This is a genomic window from Flavobacterium cryophilum (assembly GCF_048286555.1).
Lineage (GTDB): Bacteria > Bacteroidota > Bacteroidia > Flavobacteriales > Flavobacteriaceae > Flavobacterium.
Map to the genome: position 1 here is coordinate 239592 of NZ_JBLVPZ010000002.1, position 17619 is coordinate 257210.

The window sequence follows — 17619 nt, forward strand, 5'->3', positions numbered from 1 at the left end:
TTTCTTTACGACTCCTTTAATTCTTTTGTAGTTTTCAAAATATTTTCAGAAAGATTAGTTAACCAAATTAATTGCTCAATTACCAATTGCGTTTCCTGCATTTTCAATTGAAACGCTTCTTCATCAGTAGCAATACCCTCTTTTATTTCTTTGGCACTACTATTTCTTAATTCCGTAAATCGCATGGCTAAATCTTCCGTGAGAAGATTTTCGTTGAGGTATAAATCTTTTTCTTTCAAAAGAGAAGTTGCATGATCCAGATTTTTAACAGCAGTATCGACTACAACATTAAACGCTTCAGAAGCTGATGTAGTTTTATGTGATTGAATGTACGTTCCCAACGAAGCCGATGAGGATAACAATGAATGATTAAGTACCGCTAGTTTATATACTTGGGGTAATTGCTTTTGTTTTGATTTTGGTTCTTGTGCCATCCTTTGGAAAGAAGCCATTAAATTTCCTATTTCGATAAATGCATTTTTTCGAGCTAAACGATATGAAGTAGAAATTGTCCCTTTTTTATTATAAAAAATAGAAATTTCTTTTAAGTAATTTTGATTAGCACTAATAGCTTTTTCTATGTGTGACGGAATATTTAGAAATTCCCACGAAGGCCATAAAAAGTGATTAGCAAGAAACGCTAGTGCTGCACCTACAACGGTATCGAGGATTCTATATTGAATTACATCTCCAATATTAGGGGTTAAAACCCCGTAAATAAATACAACGTAAATGGTCACGAATGTGGCGCTAACTTTATAATTTATTTGGGTAAATGAAAATCCTAAAAGTATGCTTATTATAGAAAGAATACTTAATGTGATTTTGTTTTGCACCAATGAAAGAATCCCAAATGCGATTAAACCGCCTAGAATTGTACCAAAAATTCGATTAAATGAACGCTGTTTGGTCAGGCCATAGCCAGGTTGCAGAATAACTATAATTGTTAGTAAAATCCAATAGACGTTATGAAAAGTCAGTACATTTCCAATGATAAAACCAATCAATAATGTTAGGGTTAATCGTAACGAATGTCTGAAAATAGTGGATGAGAAGCTGAGATTTTCAGTCAAAGTACTCAACGGATAATATTGAGGCGTCAGGAATTTCTCTAAGTCTTTATCCTTTTCTTTAAAGTCCTGTAAATTGAAAGCTAACGTAATAGCGCGCTCTACAATTGTTATTTTCTCTACTTGTTTTTCAGCATATTGTAACATGGTGGTCAACATAAAAACACCTTCGGAAGCGGGAACTTTTCCTAAATCATTTGCATAATCAGTGATGGCAAGTTGTAAATCATCCAGTTCACTTAGTAAAGTATGTTTAGAAAAGTAAGTAGTTCGTTTTTTTACGCTTTTTGACAATTGCTTTAAACTTGAGGCAAGAGTATAGGCTAATTTTTGATAAGTTAACAAGACCTTTGGTTGGTCATCAAATTTTTGATGCAATTTATCATGGTCGAACGAAGTGGATAATGCAAGTTCCAGAATTTCAATCAATGAAATAAAAACGATTAACATTTTTCGGTTTTGATTGGACGATCCAGAAGAAGTATGACCGCTCATCAATACTTCTCTTATGTTTTGTCTTATGGTGTTCAGTTCAACCTGAAGGTGTAATTGTTTTTCAATAATCGCTTTTTTATCAGCATTAAAGGTCCATAAATCACCTCGTAATTTTAAATATTTAGCCGTAAGTTTGATGCATTCTGCAATTTGTAATTCGACATACCGATGAGGTCGTATATAATGAAAAATTAGGGAAATAAGGAGATAGAATAGTCCTCCGCTAAGAATCAGGCCTGCATGCTGAATCATCGCCCAACCGGTATTGATGCTTGCAAACGCCAAAGAAACTGAAATTAACGCAGAGAAAGAGACCATTGTTGCCCGGTGTCCATAAACAGAAATCATAGCTATCAGAAAAATTAATACCATCAAAAAAGGATAGAATAGTGTAGGGTAGGGAAAGACAATATTCACTAGTAAATTGACACCTGCAACAAGAAAAGCCGTCACCAAGACACCTATTATTTTATGTTTAAGATTACTTGGAATGTCGCTCGGATACGCAAAAATAGCACCTAAAGCTATGGTAAAACCTACTTCGAATTTGCCTACTAAAGAAAGTAGGATAACTGGAATAACTGCTGCTATGGTTACTTTGAGAGCATTAGTAAAATTTGTACTGTCGGTAAATTTTCGAATTTTGTAAATCATACAATTGGATAGCTAGCAAAGGTAAGAATTGAGCAACTCATTCAAAGAATATGTGTGCCTGTTTTTACCTAAATGGTAAAAAAACACTAATTATCGATAGAGGATTATTCATTGTCTATTTTTTTACTATTTTTGCAGACTGAATTAAAGGGGAACTTATTCCGATTTGCAGTAGATAAGACTTAATATAAAAACAATGATTTTACCAATTTTAGGATACGGTGATCCAATTTTGAGAAAAGTAGGCGAGGTTCTTTCACTAGAGCAACCTAATTTGAAAGAAACGATTGCTAACATGTACGAAACGATGTATAATGCCTATGGTGTCGGACTTGCCGCACCTCAAGTAGGATTGGCATTTCGTTTATTTGTAATCGATACGACTCCTTTTAGTGATGATGAAGAATTAGAGGAGACAGAACAAAAAGAACTAAAAGGATTTAAAAGAACTTTTATCAATGCAAAAATGATAAAAGAAGAAGGTGAAGAATGGAGTTTTAATGAAGGTTGCTTGAGTATTCCTGATGTTAGAGAAGATGTATACAGGAATCCAACCATAACGATCGAATATTGTGAAGAGGATTTTGTGATGAAAACCGAAGTTTTTGATGGACTAATTGCCAGGGTAATCCAACATGAATACGATCATATTGAAGGCGTTTTATTCACAGATAAAATATCATCCTTAAAAAAACGATTGATACAAAAGAAACTGAAAAATATTATGGAAGGAAAAACATTCCAAGAGTACCGCATGAAATTTTTTGCTAAAAAAGGAAGATAAAACAGGTTATACACGCTTATTTTGGTATGATTTTTGGTTTTAACTGAGAAACAAATAAGTCAAATTCTTAATAATAATTACACAAAACATGAATTTAGAAAAAATATTAGCCATTTCTGGGAAACCAGGTTTATATGTATTAAGAGTGCAAACACGTACTGGGTTTGTTGCTGAATCATTATTAGATGAAAAGAAAATCACAGTAAACTTAAAAAGTAATGTGAGTTTATTGTCGGAAATTTCAATTTACACCTATGAAGGCGAGAAACCTTTAGCTGAAATCATGCAAAAAATTGCTGATAAAGAAAACAAAGGTCAAGCCATTTCTCATAAAGAAGATAATGCTACATTGGCGGCTTATTTTAAAGAAATTTTACCTGATTATGACGAAGAAAGAGTATATCCTTCTGACATTAAAAAAGTTTTAAACTGGTATAATATGCTTCAAGCAAAAGGATTAGTTATCGATGAAGCCCCAGCAGTTGTTGAGGAACTTGTTATTGCAGGTGAAGAAGCTCTGGTAACAGAAACAAAAGCGCCAGCTAAAAAAGCAAAAGCTAAAAAAGAGTAATTTTTCTTTATAATAATATTTAATCCCGTTCAGCTATTTTTCTGAACGGGATTTTTTTATTTTTACCAAAAACCATTTCCGATGAATTCAAGACAAAATCAACTGCAAGCTTTCGAAAGATTATTAGACATTATGGATGATTTGCGAGAAAAATGTCCTTGGGACAAAAATCAAACCATGCAATCGTTGCGCCAACTTACCATTGAAGAAACCTACGAATTAGGCGATGCTATTTTAGACAACGATTTAAATGAAGTCAAGAAAGAACTGGGGGATTTGTTGCTGCATATTGTGTTCTATGCCAAAATAGGAAGCGAAACTAACGATTTTGACATGGGTGATGTATGTACTGAAATTTGTGAAAAGTTGATTCACCGGCATCCGCATATTTATAGCGATGTGGTGGTGAAAGATGAGGAAGAAGTGAAACAAAACTGGGAAAAATTGAAACTTAAGGAAGGCAGAAAGTCTGTTTTGGAAGGTGTTCCTAAAAGTTTACCTGCTTTAGTTAAAGCAAGCCGAATTCAGGATAAAGTAAAAGGTGTGGGTTTTGATTGGGAAGAATCGCATCAGGTATGGGATAAAGTTCAAGAAGAACTGGAAGAATTACAAGTTGAGGTTACAGCAGGAGATCAAGATAAAATTGAAGCCGAATTTGGGGATGTTTTATTTTCGATGATAAATTACGCCCGATTTCTTAACGTAAATCCTGAAGATGCTTTGGAGCGAACCAACAAAAAATTCATTAAACGCTTTCAATATTTAGAAAACAAAGCTGGAGAATTAGGAAAACCCTTAATGGATATGACTCTAGCCGAAATGGATGTGTTTTGGGAAGAAGCGAAGAAGTTATAACACTCATATTCAGGATTAAATAATTAAAATTATCATCATTCATAATAATATCCAATGCCAAAAAATAAAATCGAGTTAAAACGTTCTTTAGGATTAATTGATGCCACAAGTTTAGTTGCCGGTTCCATGATAGGATCAGGGATTTTCATTGTAACATCAGCAATGACAAGAGATATTGGCTCTGCCGCTTGGTTATTGGTAATTTGGTTGGTAACGGGATTAATTACCGTTGCTGCAGCATTAAGTTATGGTGAATTGGCTGGGATGATGCCTAATGCGGGTGGCCAATTCGTTTATATACAGCGCGCATACGGAAGATTAGTTTCCTTCCTGTATGGCTGGACCGTTTTTACAGTGATTCAAACGGGTGTAATTGCCGCTATTGCAGTTACTTTCGCAAATTATGCCGCTATCTTCTTTCCTGTACTAGATCAGGCCCTTTTTACTGTTGGTACTGGATTTGTTTTTTCGTACCAAAAACTATTGGCTATTTTTAGTATAATACTGCTAACGTACATCAATACCAAAGGGGTAGAAAACGGAAAGACAGTTCAATTGATTTTTACTTCGGCTAAATTAATTGCACTTTTTGCACTAATTGTTTTAGGATTATATGTTGGTTTACAAACGGATGTATTGTCCAACAATTTTGCAAACATGTGGCAAGCAAGCAAAACAGTTGTGAATGCAGACGGAACAATTACCACAACAAAATTAGCTGGAATGGCTATTTTGGGCGCGGCTGGAGCAACTATAATCAATTCGTTATTCTCAAGTGATGCCTGGAATAATGTCACTTTTATTGCAGGAGAAATTAAAGAACCAAAAAAGAATATTCCACGAAGTCTTTTTCTGGGAACCTTAATTGTAACTATTATTTATGTTTTAGCGAATGTTGCTTATTTGGCATTATTGCCAATGCAAGGAACTCCAAACACTGCTGATATTGCCAGTAACGGAATCATGTTTGCGAGTAATGATAGAGTAGGAGCGGCTGCAGCAAGTATGATTGTGGGAAATGTAGGTGTTTTTGTCATGGCTGGCTTAATCATGATTTCCACTTTTGGTTGCAATAGCGGTTTGATTCTATCGGGAGGAAGGTTGTTTTTTGCTATGGCAAAGGATGGTTTGTTCTTTAAACAAGCTACTGAACTCAATAAAAATCAAGTCCCAGCCAAAGCATTGTGGGTGCAATGTATTTGGGCTTGTGTACTTTGTATTTCAGGAAAATTTGGCGATTTGTTGACCTACGCGACTTTTGCATCGTTGTTATTTTATATCTTAACGATTCTTGGTGTATTTATCCTTCGAAAAAAAGAACCCAATGCTGACAGACCATACAAAGCGTTTGGCTATCCAGTTGTACCGGCACTTTATATCGTAGTTACAGTAGCGATTTGTCTCACGTTATTGATTTACGATACGTTTAATACGGGATTGGGATTGTGTATTGTGGCGTTAGGAATTCCGGTATATTATTTTTTGATGAACAAGAAAGCGTAAAAGAGATTACATTAATCGGCCATCCTTTTTAGTGCATTGATGTCTTTTAAAACGATTTTTTTACCAGTCAATTCAATCAATCCTAATTTATTAAAATCCGATAATAAACGAATACAACTTTCAGTAGCTGTTCCAATCATACTGCCTAGTTCATCTCTGGAAAGTTGTACTTTTAAAGAGTTGTCCTTGTTTTTTCCAAAAGTATCATGTAAATAAAGTAGCGTTTCGGCGAGTCTTTCTTTAACGGTTTTTTGGGCTAAATTAACCATGTTATCATCGGCCTCTTTTAAATCACCACAAATAGTTTTCATCACATTCATCGAGAACTGATTGTTCTTGTCAAAGTAACCCATCACTTCTGATTTTGGAATAAAACAAACTTGCATATCTTCAAGGGCTACGGCGCTTAGATTTACTGGTTCATCACTAATCATGGATCGTTGTCCCAGTAATTCTCCTTTTGTAACTAATTTCACGATGTGATCTTTGCCATTTGCACTAAGTTTAGTCAGTTTACAAATGCCATCTTTTATGCAATATATACCATTCACATTTTCTCCTTCTTCAAATATAACTTCCCCTTTTTTAATGATATGGGAGGTTTTACAATCAGAAAGTTTTAGTAATTCGTCTTTGGTAAGTGCCTTTAAGGAGCTAAATTCTCTGACGATACATTGTTCGCATTTGCTCATATTACTTATCATTTAAATACGGTACAAAAGTAACTCTTTAATATGATAAATGTCATGTTTTAAGTAACAATCGTTTAGGTACTTTGTTCTAGGTAAAATGAGCAAAGTTATGGACACACAAAACTGTTTCCATTGTGGTTTAAATATTATAAAAGAAGAAGAAATTATTTTTGACGCACGGAATTTTTGTTGCAATGGTTGTAAAACTGTGTACGAAATTTTCAGCCTTAATGATATGACTTGCTATTATGATTTTGAAAAATCCCCTGGAGCAACTCCGCAAAATATTAACGGTAAATTTGATTTTTTAGACAATGAAAGTATTGTATCCAAACTTTTGGAATTTCAAGAAAATTCAACTGCAATTATTTCACTTAACATTCCTCATATTCATTGTAGCTCGTGTATTTGGATTCTGGAAAATCTACAGCGTCTTCAAAAAGGGATAACTACTTCTCAGGTCAATTTTCCTGAAAAAAGAGTTCGAATCACCTTTAATCCTGAAGTGGTTTCGATCAAAAAGATTGTTTACTTGTTGAGTTCCATCGGTTATGAACCTTACATTAGTTTAGAAAACTATGAAATGGGTAGCAATAATGTGGACAGAAGTTTAACGTATAAATTAGGCGTTGCTTTCTTTTGTTTCGGAAATATCATGTTGCTTTCGTTTCCGGAATATTTTGAAGTAAAAGAGTACTGGCTAGACCAATACCGTGGTTTTTTCCGATGGTTAATTTTTGCTTTAGCGCTACCCAGTTTTTTTTACTCGGCGAGTGGGTATTATGTTTCGGCGTTTAAAAGTATCAAAACAAAAATGCTCAACATTGATATTCCTATCGCTTTAGGAATTGTGGTAATGTTTGTTCGAAGTTCGTTTGATATTGTGATGGACTATGGTTCTGGTTTTTTCGACAGCTTAACAGGGTTGATTTTCTTTATGCTGTTGGGTAAAATGTTTCAAATTAAAACCTATAGTTTTTTGAGTTTCGAAAGGGATTTTAAATCGTATTTTCCAATAGCGATTACCAAAATTAATGCGGATTTATCAGAGGTAAGTGTCCCTGTTTACGAGATCGAAAAAGGCGATCGCTTACTCATTAGAAACCAAGAACTCATTCCGGTTGATGGAATTTTAATTTCAGAAAAAGCAGAAATCGATTATAGTTTTGTCACAGGAGAAGCAGTTCCCATCACGAAACAGTCCGGTGATAAAGTTTTTGCAGGTGGAAAACAAATAGGGAAAGTAATCGAAATGGAAGTTTTACACTCCGTTTCTCAAAGCTACTTAACGCAATTATGGAGTAATGATGTGTTCCAAAAAAATGTGGAGCAAAAACACAAAACGATTACCGATAGCATTAGTCATTATTTTACCCCTATTTTATTACTGATTGCTTTTGCAGGATTTGGATACTGGATTTTTATTGATGCTAATACCGCTTTCAATGTGTTTACAGCAGTGCTTATTGTTGCTTGTCCTTGCGCTTTGGCATTGACAGCGCCATTTACTTTTGGCAACGTATTACGGATTGTAGGAAAGCAGAAATTCTATCTCAAAAATGCTTTGGTTATTGAGCAATTGGCAAAAGTAGATACGATTGTTTTTGATAAAACAGGAACCATTACGACCAATAAAAAATCGAATATTTCGTATAATGGAACTGCTCTTTCCGATGAAAATATAGTACTGATAAAAAATGTGCTTCGGGCTTCCAATCATCCGTTGAGCCGTATGTTATATGATTATTTGCCTATTCCACTTTTGCAACATACGGCGGCAAATGATACTAAAAAGTTGAAACTGGATCATTTTGAAGAAATTACCGGAAAAGGAATTCAAGCGCAGATTTTTGGGTACCAAATTCAAATTGGTTCATCTGACTTTGTAAATAAAATCGAAGAAAATAACATCCAGCAAACATCGGTTCACATAAAAATAAATGATGTTTATTACGGAAAATTCATTTTTAACAATCAATACAGAGAAGGATTGGAAACGCTTTTTAAGAACTTGAGCGGTAATTATCAAATCAAGGTTTTATCTGGTGACAATGAAGGCGAACGCGCCATTCTTGAACAACTTTTGCCGAAAGGCACTGAATTAATTTTTAATCAGAAACCAGAACAAAAATTAGAGTTTATTAAAAAATTGCAAGACAACGGTAAAAATGTAATGATGGTAGGCGATGGACTGAACGATGCGGGAGCTTTGGCACAAAGTAATGTTGGGATTTCAATCTCTGAAAATGTAAATGTTTTTTCACCAGCTTGTGATGCTATTTTGGATGCCAGTGAATTTCAAAAATTCGACTATTTTTTGAAATTATCTAAGAACTCCATAACAACCATCAAAATGAGTTTTGCATTGTCCTTATTGTACAATGTGGTGGGATTATCATTTGCTATTACCGGTAATTTATTGCCTTTGGTTGCAGCTATTATTATGCCGTTGAGCACAATAACCATTGTAAGTTTTGTAACGCTAATGAGTAGTTATTATGCAAATAAAAAATAGAATTTTATAAGTTTTTGAGTTTCGCTTTCACATAAATTTAACACATAAAAATAAGTATGACAAATGTCATATTTTACTCGGAAACGTCAAGGTAACTTTGTTAACACAAATTAAGGTATGAGTGTCATTTATTTATTAATCTCCATCAGTATAATAGTCGCCATTGGTTTTTTTATTGCTTTTATACGAGCAGTAAAAACAGGTCAATATGACGACGATTACACGCCATCAGTCAGAATGCTTTTTGACGATGAGCTAATCAAGCCGAAAGATAAAAAGTCGGAAAAAGAAAGTTCAACGACTTTATAATATTTAGTTTTATAACTTTCAGCAAATCAATCAAATAATAAACAACTTTAATAATAATTATAAATATGGAAATGCAGCAGTTTTATTATGACAACAAAATTGTAAAAAAATTCATTTACGCGACCATTGTCTTTGGAGTGGTAGGAATGATAGTGGGGCTTACATTGGCCTTTATGTTCCTTTTTCCAAATATTACCGATGGTATATCGTGGCTGAGTTATGGTCGTTTAAGACCTTTACATACTAATGCGGTAGTTTTTGCCTTCGTGGGTAATGCTTTTTTTGCAGGGATGTATTATTCCTTACAAAGATTACTGAAAGCGAGAATGTTTAGTGATTTTTTAAGTAATGTTCATTTTTGGGGTTGGCAATTAATTATCGTTGCTGCAGCCATTACTTTGCCTTTAGGGTTTAGTTCTTCAAAAGAATATGCCGAATTAGAATGGCCAATCGACATTGCAATTACTTTGATTTGGGTTGTAATGGGTATCAATATGATTGGAACCATGATAAAACGAAGAGAGCGCCATTTATATGTTGCGATTTGGTTTTATTTGGCAACATTTGTTACAGTAGCAGTTTTACATATTTTTAACAATTTAGAATTACCTGTTTCGGCATTCAAAAGCTATTCTGTTTATGCAGGAGTTCAAGATGCTTTGGTTCAATGGTGGTACGGTCATAATGCTGTGGCATTTTTATTGACGACCCCTTTCTTAGGATTGATGTATTATTTTGTTCCAAAAGCAGCTAACCGTCCCGTTTATTCTTACAGATTGTCAATTGTTCACTTTTGGTCGTTAATTTTTATTTATATCTGGGCAGGACCTCACCATTTATTATACTCAGCGTTGCCTAACTGGGCACAGAATTTAGGTGTTGCTTTTTCTATAATGTTGCTAGCTCCATCTTGGGGTGGTATGATAAACGGACTTTTAACTCTAAGAGGGGTTTGGGATAAAGTACGTGTAGATCCTGTTTTGAAATTTTTTGTAGTAGCGATTACTGGTTACGGAATGGCCACGTTTGAAGGACCAATGTTGTCGCTGAAAAATGTAAATGCTATTGCGCATTATACGGACTGGATTATTGCTCACGTTCACGTTGGCGCATTAGCTTGGAATGGATTTATGGCTTTTGGAATGATTTACTGGTTGGTTCCTAGAATGACGAAAAGTAATTTGTACTCTCTTAAGTTAGCTAATTTTCACTTTTGGATCGGTACTCTAGGTATTATATTATATACAATTCCAATGTATGTTGCCGGTTTTTTACAAGCCTCTATGTGGAAACAGTTTAATCCAGACGGAACATTAACCTACGGTAACTTTCTTGAAACAGTAACTCAAATTATGCCAATGTACTGGATGAGAGCTATTGGTGGTAGCCTTTATTTAATTGGAATGATTACTTTGGTTTACAATATTATTCAAACTGTTAGATTAGGTTCTAAAATTGAAGATGAATTGGCAGAAGCACCTGAATTATTGAAAATTAGTGCCGGAAGAGTAAAAGGAGAGAAATTTCACCCTTGGTTAGAAAGAAAACCAATTCAGTTAACTATTTTGGCTACTCTCGCAATTTTAATTGGTGGTGTTATCCAAATTGTTCCTACCATTATGGTTAAATCCAATATTTCTACCATAGCAAGCGTAAAACCATACTCTCCATTAGAATTAGAAGGACGTGATTTATACATTCGTGAAGGTTGTGTAGGGTGTCACTCGCAGTCTGTTCGTCCTTTCCGTAGTGAAGTAGAACGTTATGGACCACAATCGAAAGCAGGTGAGTTTGTATATGATCATCCATTCCTTTGGGGATCAAAACGTACCGGTCCGGATTTATTAAGAGTTGGTGCAAAATACAATGACAATTGGCATTTTAATCACTTTTGGAGTCCACAAAGTATATCGGCGGGATCAATTATGCCAGGTTATAAATGGTTGTTTGACAATGAACCAATGGATATTTCTTTGACCCAAAAGAAAATGCAGGCAATGGTTACACTTGGTGTTCCTTACACTGAAGCTGAAGTTGCAAGTGGTTTAGATGATTTGAGAAAACAAGCTATTGCAATTGAAGAAAGCTTGAAAAATGATCCTGATTTTGTGAAAAGCTATAATGAAAGCAAGAAAAAAGCGGAAGCCAGAGGAGAAAAATTTGTTCCAATGAACGAAAGAGAAATTGTAGCTATGATCGCTTATATGCAAAGATTGGGGACAGATATAAAAGTTAAAAATACTGCTAAAAATTAAAAGTCATGTTTGAACAAGTAAAACACAATTTAGAAACAATTGATGGTGTGACGATCTATCCCATCTTATCTTTATTAATTTTCTTTTTCTTTTTCGTGGGCCTGAGTCTATGGGTCTTCTCGTATAAGAAAGAAACAATAAATGAATTGAGTCAAATTCCATTAAGAGACAATTAAACAGTATAATTTTTTAAAATTTAGAAAATGAAAAAATTAATTCCGGTATACGTTAGAGTACCTGTTATTTTCTTTGCCGTAATGATGGCAATGGAATATTTCATCGACTCAGGAGATCAACCCGCTTTTATAAGATTCCCAATGGTTTCTGTATTTTTATTCGTATTCCTTTTCCTTTTGATAGCCATCGAAATCACATTGAGTGCAGTAGATAATATTACCTACCATTTACTGACTGAGGAACAAAAAACCCAGTTAAATGAAGCAAGTAATCTGAGTTTTAAAGATAGTGAATGGTACAAAAAATTGATGGAAAAACTGACTAAAACAAAGTCGGCAGATAATGAAGATCAATTGTTATTGGAGCATGATTACGACGGTATTAAAGAATTAGATAATAATTTGCCACCATGGTGGGTGTACTTATTCTATGCATCCATTGTTTTCGCAGTGGTTTATATGGTTCAGTATGAAGTGCTAGGCGCAGATAATCAGGAAATGGAACTTCAGAAAGAAGTTGCTCAAGCTAAAATCGATATTGCCGAATATATGAAAACAGCTCCGGATATGATGGATGAAAAAACGGTGACCTTGTTGACAGACCCTGCCAATTTAGCTGCTGGAAAAGAAATTTTCACAACTAATTGTGCGGCTTGTCACAGAGCGGACGGTGGAGGTCAGATAGGACCAAATTTAACAGATGAGCAATGGATTTTAGGCGGCGGAATAAAAAATGTATTTCATACATTGGTCAATGGAGGACGTGACGGAAAAGGAATGATTGCTTGGAAAGGCACCTTGAAACCTAAAGAAATGCAAAAAGTTGCCAGCTACATTCTTTCATTGAAAGGAAGTAATCCACCAGATGCTAAAGCTCCGGAAGGGGAAGTTTGGGTGGAAGAAAATAGTACTGTTACAGTTAAATAACAATTAGAAACACACGTTTTTATTTAACTTAAGAATTTAATAATAATATTGAACTTGTGTGTTAAATACAATAAAATGTCAAAATTACCAGACGAAGCTTTTAGAGATACTATCGGGACGATTGATGAAGAAGGGAACAGAAAGATTATTTTCCCTAAAAAACCTTCCGGAAAGTTTTATGATTACAGGAAATGGGTGAGTTATTTTTTACTGATTGTACTTGTTGCGAATCCTTTTATAAAGATAAATGGCAATCAATTCATGATGTTCAACATATTAGAAAGGAGATTCAATATTTTCGGATTTCCATTTTGGCCACAGGATATTTATCTTTTCGTTCTTATAATTATTGTTGGAGTTGTTTTTGTACTCCTTTTTACAGTAATCTTTGGCCGAATATTTTGTGGTTGGATTTGCCCGCAAACCATCTTTTTAGAAATGGTTTTCCGCAGAATTGAATATTGGATTGAAGGAGATCGAGGCGCACAGATACGTTTAGAAAAACAGGAATGGAATGCAGATAAAATTAGAAAAAAAGCGTTCAAATGGACACTGTTTTTAATCATTTCTTTTTTTATTGCCAATGTGTTTCTGGCGTATCTTATCAGTAGCGATAAGTTATTGCTAATGATTGAAGAGGGGCCAGAAAACCATGTCAGTACTTTGATTTCATTACTGATTTTCACAGGAGTTTTCTATTTTATTTTTGCATGGTTTAGAGAACAAGTGTGTATTATTGCCTGCCCATACGGAAGATTACAAGGTGTTTTATTAGATGACAAATCTATAAATGTAGCCTACGATTTTGTCCGTGGTGAAAAAGAAGTTGGCCGCGCTAAATTCAATAAACAAGAGGATAGAGCTGCAGCGGGGAAAGGTGATTGTATCGATTGCAGACAATGCGTAAATGTTTGTCCAACCGGAATTGACATCCGCAACGGGACACAAATGGAATGTGTAAATTGTACCGCCTGTATTGATGAATGCGATACAATTATGGATGGTATTGGATTGCCAAAAGGATTGATTCGTTATGCATCTGAAGATGAAATCGAGAAAAATAGTAAGTTCAAGTTTACGCCGAGGATGAAAGGCTATTCTGCTATATTATTTATCTTAACAGGTATATTAGTGGGATTATTGTTTTTGCGTTCGGATGTAGAAGCCATTATTTTGAGGCTTCCGGGTCAGTTATTCGAACACAAAGGAGATAATATTAGTAACATTTATACTTTTAAAATCATCAACAAAACCAACAATGACTTTAATGAAATACATTTCAAATTGGTAGACATAAAAGGAACTTTAAAAGTAGTCGGCAAGCAAGATTTTAAAATACCAAAACAAGGGATGAATAGCGGAACCCTTTTTATTGAAATCAACCAAAATTTATTGGACAGCGACAAAACAAAACTAAAAATTGAGGTTTATAATGGAGCCGAAAAAATTGAAACGAGTACCACTAACTTTTTGAGTCCGCGAAGTTTTGATTAATATCCTTTTATTTTAGGATTTGAAATTATAAAAAAATAGATCATGAAAATTAGCTGGGGAACAGGGATAGTAATCGCTTTTAGTTTGTTTATATCGTTCATTTTGTATTTTGTTTTTACAGTACAATCCGATTCGAAATATGATAATGAACTGGTTGTAGAAGAATATTACAAACATGATGCACATTTTGGTGAAGAAATGACTCGTGTTCAAAATGTAGCAGACTTGGCTCAAAAGCCAACTATAAATAGTGATTCAAATGGAATTGAAATAGTGTTCCCAAAAGTATTTGTTCCAAAAAATATCAAAGGTAAAGTGTCCCTTTACAGACCGTCTAACAAAAAATTAGATTTTGAAATTCCAATTTCTTTATCTGATGCTACTACTTTGCTCATACCTAAAAAAAGTTTGGCAGGCGGTCGATGGGACATTAATATGGAATGGCAATATGAAGGAAAATCATATTTGTCTAAAGAAACGATTTATATCAATTAGTCATAAAAACAAAAGTCAATAAGTCAATTGATGACTTTAAGACTTTCTATAGTATGACATTATATTAAAAAAAATGCTTTATACTGCCTTCATTTTCGGATTAATAAGTAGCTTTCACTGCATAGGAATGTGTGGTCCTATTGCTATGATGTTACCCGTAGACAGAACGAATCAGACTAAGAAAGCTACTCAAATTATTACCTACCATTTAGGACGATTAACAGCATATGCCACTATTGGTTTTATTTTTGGATTGCTTGGTAAAGGTTTTTTTATGGCTGGTTTACAACAGACTTTATCCATCTTCATAGGTGTAGCCATGATTATTGTCGTGGTAATTCCAGGTAAATTTTTTGCCAAATATAATTTTTCAACGCCGGTTTTTAAATTAATCGCCAAAATTAAAACAGCGTTAGGAAGTCAGTTTAGAGACAAGAGTTACAAATCCTTATTTACCATTGGTTTGTTAAATGGCTTTTTACCTTGCGGAATGGTTTATGTTGCCTTGTTTGGTGCGATTGCCATGCAGAGTGAAAGTCTGGGCGTTTTATATATGATTTTATTCGGATTAGGAACCGTTCCGTTGATGAGTAGCGTGGTGTACATTCATTCATTTTTAACAATGCCTATTCGAAACAAAATTCAAAAAGCGATTCCTTATGTAGCGGTATGTATTGGTTGCTTATTTATTTTAAGAGGACTTGGCTTGGGAATTCCTTATATCTCTCCATCCAATATGAGCTTATTTATTCAATCGGATCCAAATTGTCATTAAATTTTTAAATATTTAACTAATTAAAGCACGCTGAATGGCGTGCTTTTTTATATTGTAAAATTTGCAAAAAGTTAGATTGTCATGGAAAACAATTCGGTCTCCGGCGCTTTTCTTTTCAAACGTAAATCGAATGCCATGCAGATATTACGAACATACGGTTTTCCCTTTTCTGTAACTTCAATGCCATTGTCTTTAATGACTACTAATTCATCATTTTCCATTTCTTTTAATTGTATCAATACGTCTGGGATTTCATTAAAGTAACCCACTTTGTTTTCCCAAGACGTTTCAAACTGGCACATCAAATTCAGAACGTGTTTCCTTATGATAAGGTCTTCAATAGTTAGCAAATGCCCTCGGAAAACCGGTAATTTATCCCATTCCAACATTTGATAATAATCTTCCAAATTTTTTACATTTTGTGCAAAACTATACCAACTGTCACTGATGGAAGAAACGCCTAATCCAATCATCAATTGTGTTTTTGAGGAACTATAACCCATGAAATTACGATGTAATGTTCCATCGTGAAATGCTTTATGCAAAGTATCGGTTTCCAAAGCAAAATGATCCATTCCTATTTCATGATACCCGTTTTCATACAGCAATTTTTTACCAGTTTCATAGAGTATTCTCTTTTTATCATCTTTTGGAATGTCTTCATCGTTAAAACCGCGTTGTCCATTTCCTTTAATCCAAGGAACGTGCGCGTAACTATAAAATGCCAATCGATCAGGTTGTAGTGATTTTGTTTTCTCAATAGTATCTATAACGTCTTCAATTTCCTGAAAAGGCAGGCCAAAAATAATATCATGACCTATAGAAGTATACCCAATTTCTCTGGCCCAAAATGTAACTTTGGCTACATTATGAAAAGGCTGTAGGCGGTGGATTGCTTTTTGTACTTTTTCTGAATAATCCTGAACGCCAAAACTCACTCGTCTAAAACCTAAATCGTACAGCTTTTGCAAATGTTCGTATGAGGTATTATTGGGGTGGCCTTCAAAACTAAATTCATAGTTTTTTGCTTTAATTGCGTGAGAAAAAATTCCGTTAATTAAATCCTCTAAATTCTTGGGGGAGAAAAATGTGGGAGTACCTCCGCCCAAATGAATTTCTTTTATAGTTGGTTTTTGTCCAAGGATTTTACAATATAATTTCCATTCTTTCAAAACGGCCTCTATATACGGATTTTCAACTGAATGATTTTTGGTGATACGTTTGTTACAGCCACAAAAAGTGCATAAGCTTTCGCAAAAAGGCAGATGAATATATAAACTAATACCTTCTGAAGAATTACTTTCTGTAAATGATTTTTTTAACGTTTCGGCCCAAGTCTCATCTGTAAAATCAGTTTCGTCCCAATAGGGAACCGTTGGATAACTGGTGTATCTCGGGCCTGGAACATTGTATTTTTGAATTAAAGAATTTTTCATGGCGAGTCATTTAACGTTATTCAAAAGTATAACGACTACTCTATTATTAAAATGATAATTATCATATCGAAAAAACCTTTTACAAAAAAAAGAGGCTTTAAAAGCCTCTTTCGCAGAACAAATCAATTGCTTAAACGTTGATGCAATCCTGAATCATTTTTGCCCATTTTTTGGCTAGTTGATGATCCTCATACAAACAAATTTGACCAATTTGATCATTCTCAATTTTGTAAAATGAAATATACGCTGTTTTTTTGCCTTCTTTGTATTGAAATTCAAATTCAATTTTTAGAATCGTATCACTATTATTCTCCGTTGTTGGAACCAGTTTGCAGGATTGAACTGTATTTAAATCTAAAAAAGAAACAACTTCTTCCTTTGCATTAAAATCGATCAAAAGAAATCCTTTATTTTTCTCGTCTAAAGCCAATACTTTTTTGTTTTGTGTTTCGGTCGATTCAAAATTAAAATGATTGTTTTGACTGAACTTATTTTTTATGGCTTTGATTTTTGCTTTGTTAATTGAATTTGATCGAATCACATAGAAAAGAGGAATAGCAATTATTAAAGTTAGTATAAGACCAATTATTGTTACGGATGTATCCATTTTTTT

16 protein-coding genes are annotated in these 17619 nt (G+C 34.2%); 12 read left to right on the forward strand and 4 right to left on the reverse strand.

The window, feature by feature from the left end; genetic code table 11:
* Positions 1-5 precede the first annotated feature (5 nt).
* Positions 6-2219 (reverse strand): FUSC family membrane protein, encoded by a 2214-nt coding sequence (locus ACNQGJ_RS06485; RefSeq protein WP_417972304.1) that lies wholly within the window; start codon positions 2217-2219, stop codon positions 6-8.
* A gap of 196 nt (positions 2220-2415) precedes the next feature.
* On the opposite strand from ACNQGJ_RS06485, the gene def reads away from it, so the two are divergent.
* From def to ACNQGJ_RS06505, 4 genes are all read left to right on the forward strand, one after another.
* Complete coding sequence (gene def / locus ACNQGJ_RS06490) at positions 2416-3003, forward strand: peptide deformylase (protein WP_417972305.1); 588 nt, start codon at positions 2416-2418, stop codon at positions 3001-3003.
* Positions 3004-3091: 88 nt separating this feature from the next.
* On the forward strand, positions 3092-3574 hold the full coding sequence (locus ACNQGJ_RS06495; RefSeq protein WP_417972306.1) for a DUF5606 family protein: 483 nt from the start codon (positions 3092-3094) through the stop codon (positions 3572-3574).
* A gap of 81 nt (positions 3575-3655) precedes the next feature.
* The gene (gene mazG / locus ACNQGJ_RS06500) at positions 3656-4429 is read left to right on the forward strand and encodes a nucleoside triphosphate pyrophosphohydrolase (protein ID WP_417972307.1); all 774 of its coding nucleotides are present in this window, start codon (positions 3656-3658) and stop codon (positions 4427-4429) included.
* A gap of 54 nt (positions 4430-4483) precedes the next feature.
* On the forward strand, positions 4484-5932 hold the full coding sequence (locus tag ACNQGJ_RS06505; RefSeq protein ID WP_417972308.1) for an APC family permease: 1449 nt from the start codon (positions 4484-4486) through the stop codon (positions 5930-5932).
* An 11-nt stretch (positions 5933-5943) separates the two neighbouring features.
* On the opposite strand, the gene ACNQGJ_RS06510 is transcribed toward ACNQGJ_RS06505, so the two are convergent.
* The gene (locus ACNQGJ_RS06510) at positions 5944-6624 is read right to left on the reverse strand and encodes a Crp/Fnr family transcriptional regulator (protein WP_417972309.1); all 681 of its coding nucleotides are present in this window, start codon (positions 6622-6624) and stop codon (positions 5944-5946) included.
* A gap of 109 nt (positions 6625-6733) precedes the next feature.
* On the opposite strand from ACNQGJ_RS06510, the gene ACNQGJ_RS06515 reads away from it, so the two are divergent.
* The 8 genes from ACNQGJ_RS06515 (at position 6734) to ACNQGJ_RS06550 (ending at position 15570) form a co-directional block, all read left to right on the forward strand.
* Positions 6734-9139, forward strand: a complete 2406-nt coding sequence (locus ACNQGJ_RS06515) for a heavy metal translocating P-type ATPase (RefSeq protein ID WP_417972310.1) — start codon at positions 6734-6736, stop codon at positions 9137-9139.
* A 117-nt stretch (positions 9140-9256) separates the two neighbouring features.
* Positions 9257-9448, forward strand: coding sequence for a cbb3-type cytochrome oxidase assembly protein CcoS (gene ccoS / locus ACNQGJ_RS06520; protein WP_417972311.1), 192 nt, complete (start codon positions 9257-9259; stop codon positions 9446-9448).
* A gap of 65 nt (positions 9449-9513) precedes the next feature.
* Complete coding sequence (ccoN, locus tag ACNQGJ_RS06525; protein WP_417972312.1) at positions 9514-11703, forward strand: cytochrome-c oxidase, cbb3-type subunit I; 2190 nt, start codon at positions 9514-9516, stop codon at positions 11701-11703.
* Between the two features lie 5 nt (positions 11704-11708).
* Complete coding sequence (locus ACNQGJ_RS06530) at positions 11709-11879, forward strand: CcoQ/FixQ family Cbb3-type cytochrome c oxidase assembly chaperone (protein ID WP_417980327.1); 171 nt, start codon at positions 11709-11711, stop codon at positions 11877-11879.
* A gap of 27 nt (positions 11880-11906) precedes the next feature.
* Positions 11907-12806, forward strand: a complete 900-nt coding sequence (locus tag ACNQGJ_RS06535) for a cbb3-type cytochrome c oxidase N-terminal domain-containing protein (protein WP_417972313.1) — start codon at positions 11907-11909, stop codon at positions 12804-12806.
* 75 nt (positions 12807-12881) lie between these two features.
* A complete protein-coding gene (gene ccoG, locus ACNQGJ_RS06540) occupies positions 12882-14300 on the forward strand; it encodes a cytochrome c oxidase accessory protein CcoG (RefSeq protein WP_417972314.1) in 1419 nt (472 codons plus the stop codon).
* 42 nt (positions 14301-14342) lie between these two features.
* On the forward strand, positions 14343-14795 hold the full coding sequence (locus ACNQGJ_RS06545) for a FixH family protein (RefSeq protein WP_417972315.1): 453 nt from the start codon (positions 14343-14345) through the stop codon (positions 14793-14795).
* 73 nt (positions 14796-14868) lie between these two features.
* A complete protein-coding gene (locus ACNQGJ_RS06550; protein ID WP_417972316.1) occupies positions 14869-15570 on the forward strand; it encodes a sulfite exporter TauE/SafE family protein in 702 nt (233 codons plus the stop codon).
* Between the two features lie 71 nt (positions 15571-15641).
* On the opposite strand, the gene hemN is transcribed toward ACNQGJ_RS06550, so the two are convergent.
* Together hemN and ACNQGJ_RS06560 are read right to left on the reverse strand one after the other, a co-directional pair.
* Positions 15642-17006: an oxygen-independent coproporphyrinogen III oxidase gene (gene hemN, locus ACNQGJ_RS06555; protein WP_417972317.1), complete on the reverse strand. Its 1365-nt coding sequence runs from the start codon at positions 17004-17006 to the stop codon at positions 15642-15644.
* Positions 17007-17136: 130 nt separating this feature from the next.
* Positions 17137-17613 (reverse strand): hypothetical protein, encoded by a 477-nt coding sequence (locus tag ACNQGJ_RS06560; RefSeq protein WP_417972318.1) that lies wholly within the window; start codon positions 17611-17613, stop codon positions 17137-17139.
* Positions 17614-17619: the final 6 nt, after the last annotated feature.

What these genes read in the sequence shown, in the direction of transcription:
- ACNQGJ_RS06485 (WP_417972304.1), bottom strand. Translation starts at nt 2,219, where the DNA reads ATGATTTACAAAATTCGAAAATTTACCGACAGTACAAATTTTACTAAT.
- def (WP_417972305.1), top strand. Translation starts at nt 2,416, where the DNA reads ATGATTTTACCAATTTTAGGATACGGTGATCCAATTTTGAGAAAAGTA.
- ACNQGJ_RS06495 (WP_417972306.1), top strand. Translation starts at nt 3,092, where the DNA reads ATGAATTTAGAAAAAATATTAGCCATTTCTGGGAAACCAGGTTTATAT.
- mazG (WP_417972307.1), top strand. Translation starts at nt 3,656, where the DNA reads ATGAATTCAAGACAAAATCAACTGCAAGCTTTCGAAAGATTATTAGAC.
- ACNQGJ_RS06505 (WP_417972308.1), top strand. Translation starts at nt 4,484, where the DNA reads ATGCCAAAAAATAAAATCGAGTTAAAACGTTCTTTAGGATTAATTGAT.
- ACNQGJ_RS06510 (WP_417972309.1), bottom strand. Translation starts at nt 6,624, where the DNA reads ATGAGCAAATGCGAACAATGTATCGTCAGAGAATTTAGCTCCTTAAAG.
- ACNQGJ_RS06515 (WP_417972310.1), top strand. Translation starts at nt 6,734, where the DNA reads ATGGACACACAAAACTGTTTCCATTGTGGTTTAAATATTATAAAAGAA.
- ccoS (WP_417972311.1), top strand. Translation starts at nt 9,257, where the DNA reads ATGAGTGTCATTTATTTATTAATCTCCATCAGTATAATAGTCGCCATT.
- ccoN (WP_417972312.1), top strand. Translation starts at nt 9,514, where the DNA reads ATGGAAATGCAGCAGTTTTATTATGACAACAAAATTGTAAAAAAATTC.
- ACNQGJ_RS06530 (WP_417980327.1), top strand. Translation starts at nt 11,709, where the DNA reads ATGTTTGAACAAGTAAAACACAATTTAGAAACAATTGATGGTGTGACG.
- ACNQGJ_RS06535 (WP_417972313.1), top strand. Translation starts at nt 11,907, where the DNA reads ATGAAAAAATTAATTCCGGTATACGTTAGAGTACCTGTTATTTTCTTT.
- ccoG (WP_417972314.1), top strand. Translation starts at nt 12,882, where the DNA reads ATGTCAAAATTACCAGACGAAGCTTTTAGAGATACTATCGGGACGATT.
- ACNQGJ_RS06545 (WP_417972315.1), top strand. Translation starts at nt 14,343, where the DNA reads ATGAAAATTAGCTGGGGAACAGGGATAGTAATCGCTTTTAGTTTGTTT.
- ACNQGJ_RS06550 (WP_417972316.1), top strand. Translation starts at nt 14,869, where the DNA reads ATGCTTTATACTGCCTTCATTTTCGGATTAATAAGTAGCTTTCACTGC.
- hemN (WP_417972317.1), bottom strand. Translation starts at nt 17,006, where the DNA reads ATGAAAAATTCTTTAATTCAAAAATACAATGTTCCAGGCCCGAGATAC.
- ACNQGJ_RS06560 (WP_417972318.1), bottom strand. Translation starts at nt 17,613, where the DNA reads ATGGATACATCCGTAACAATAATTGGTCTTATACTAACTTTAATAATT.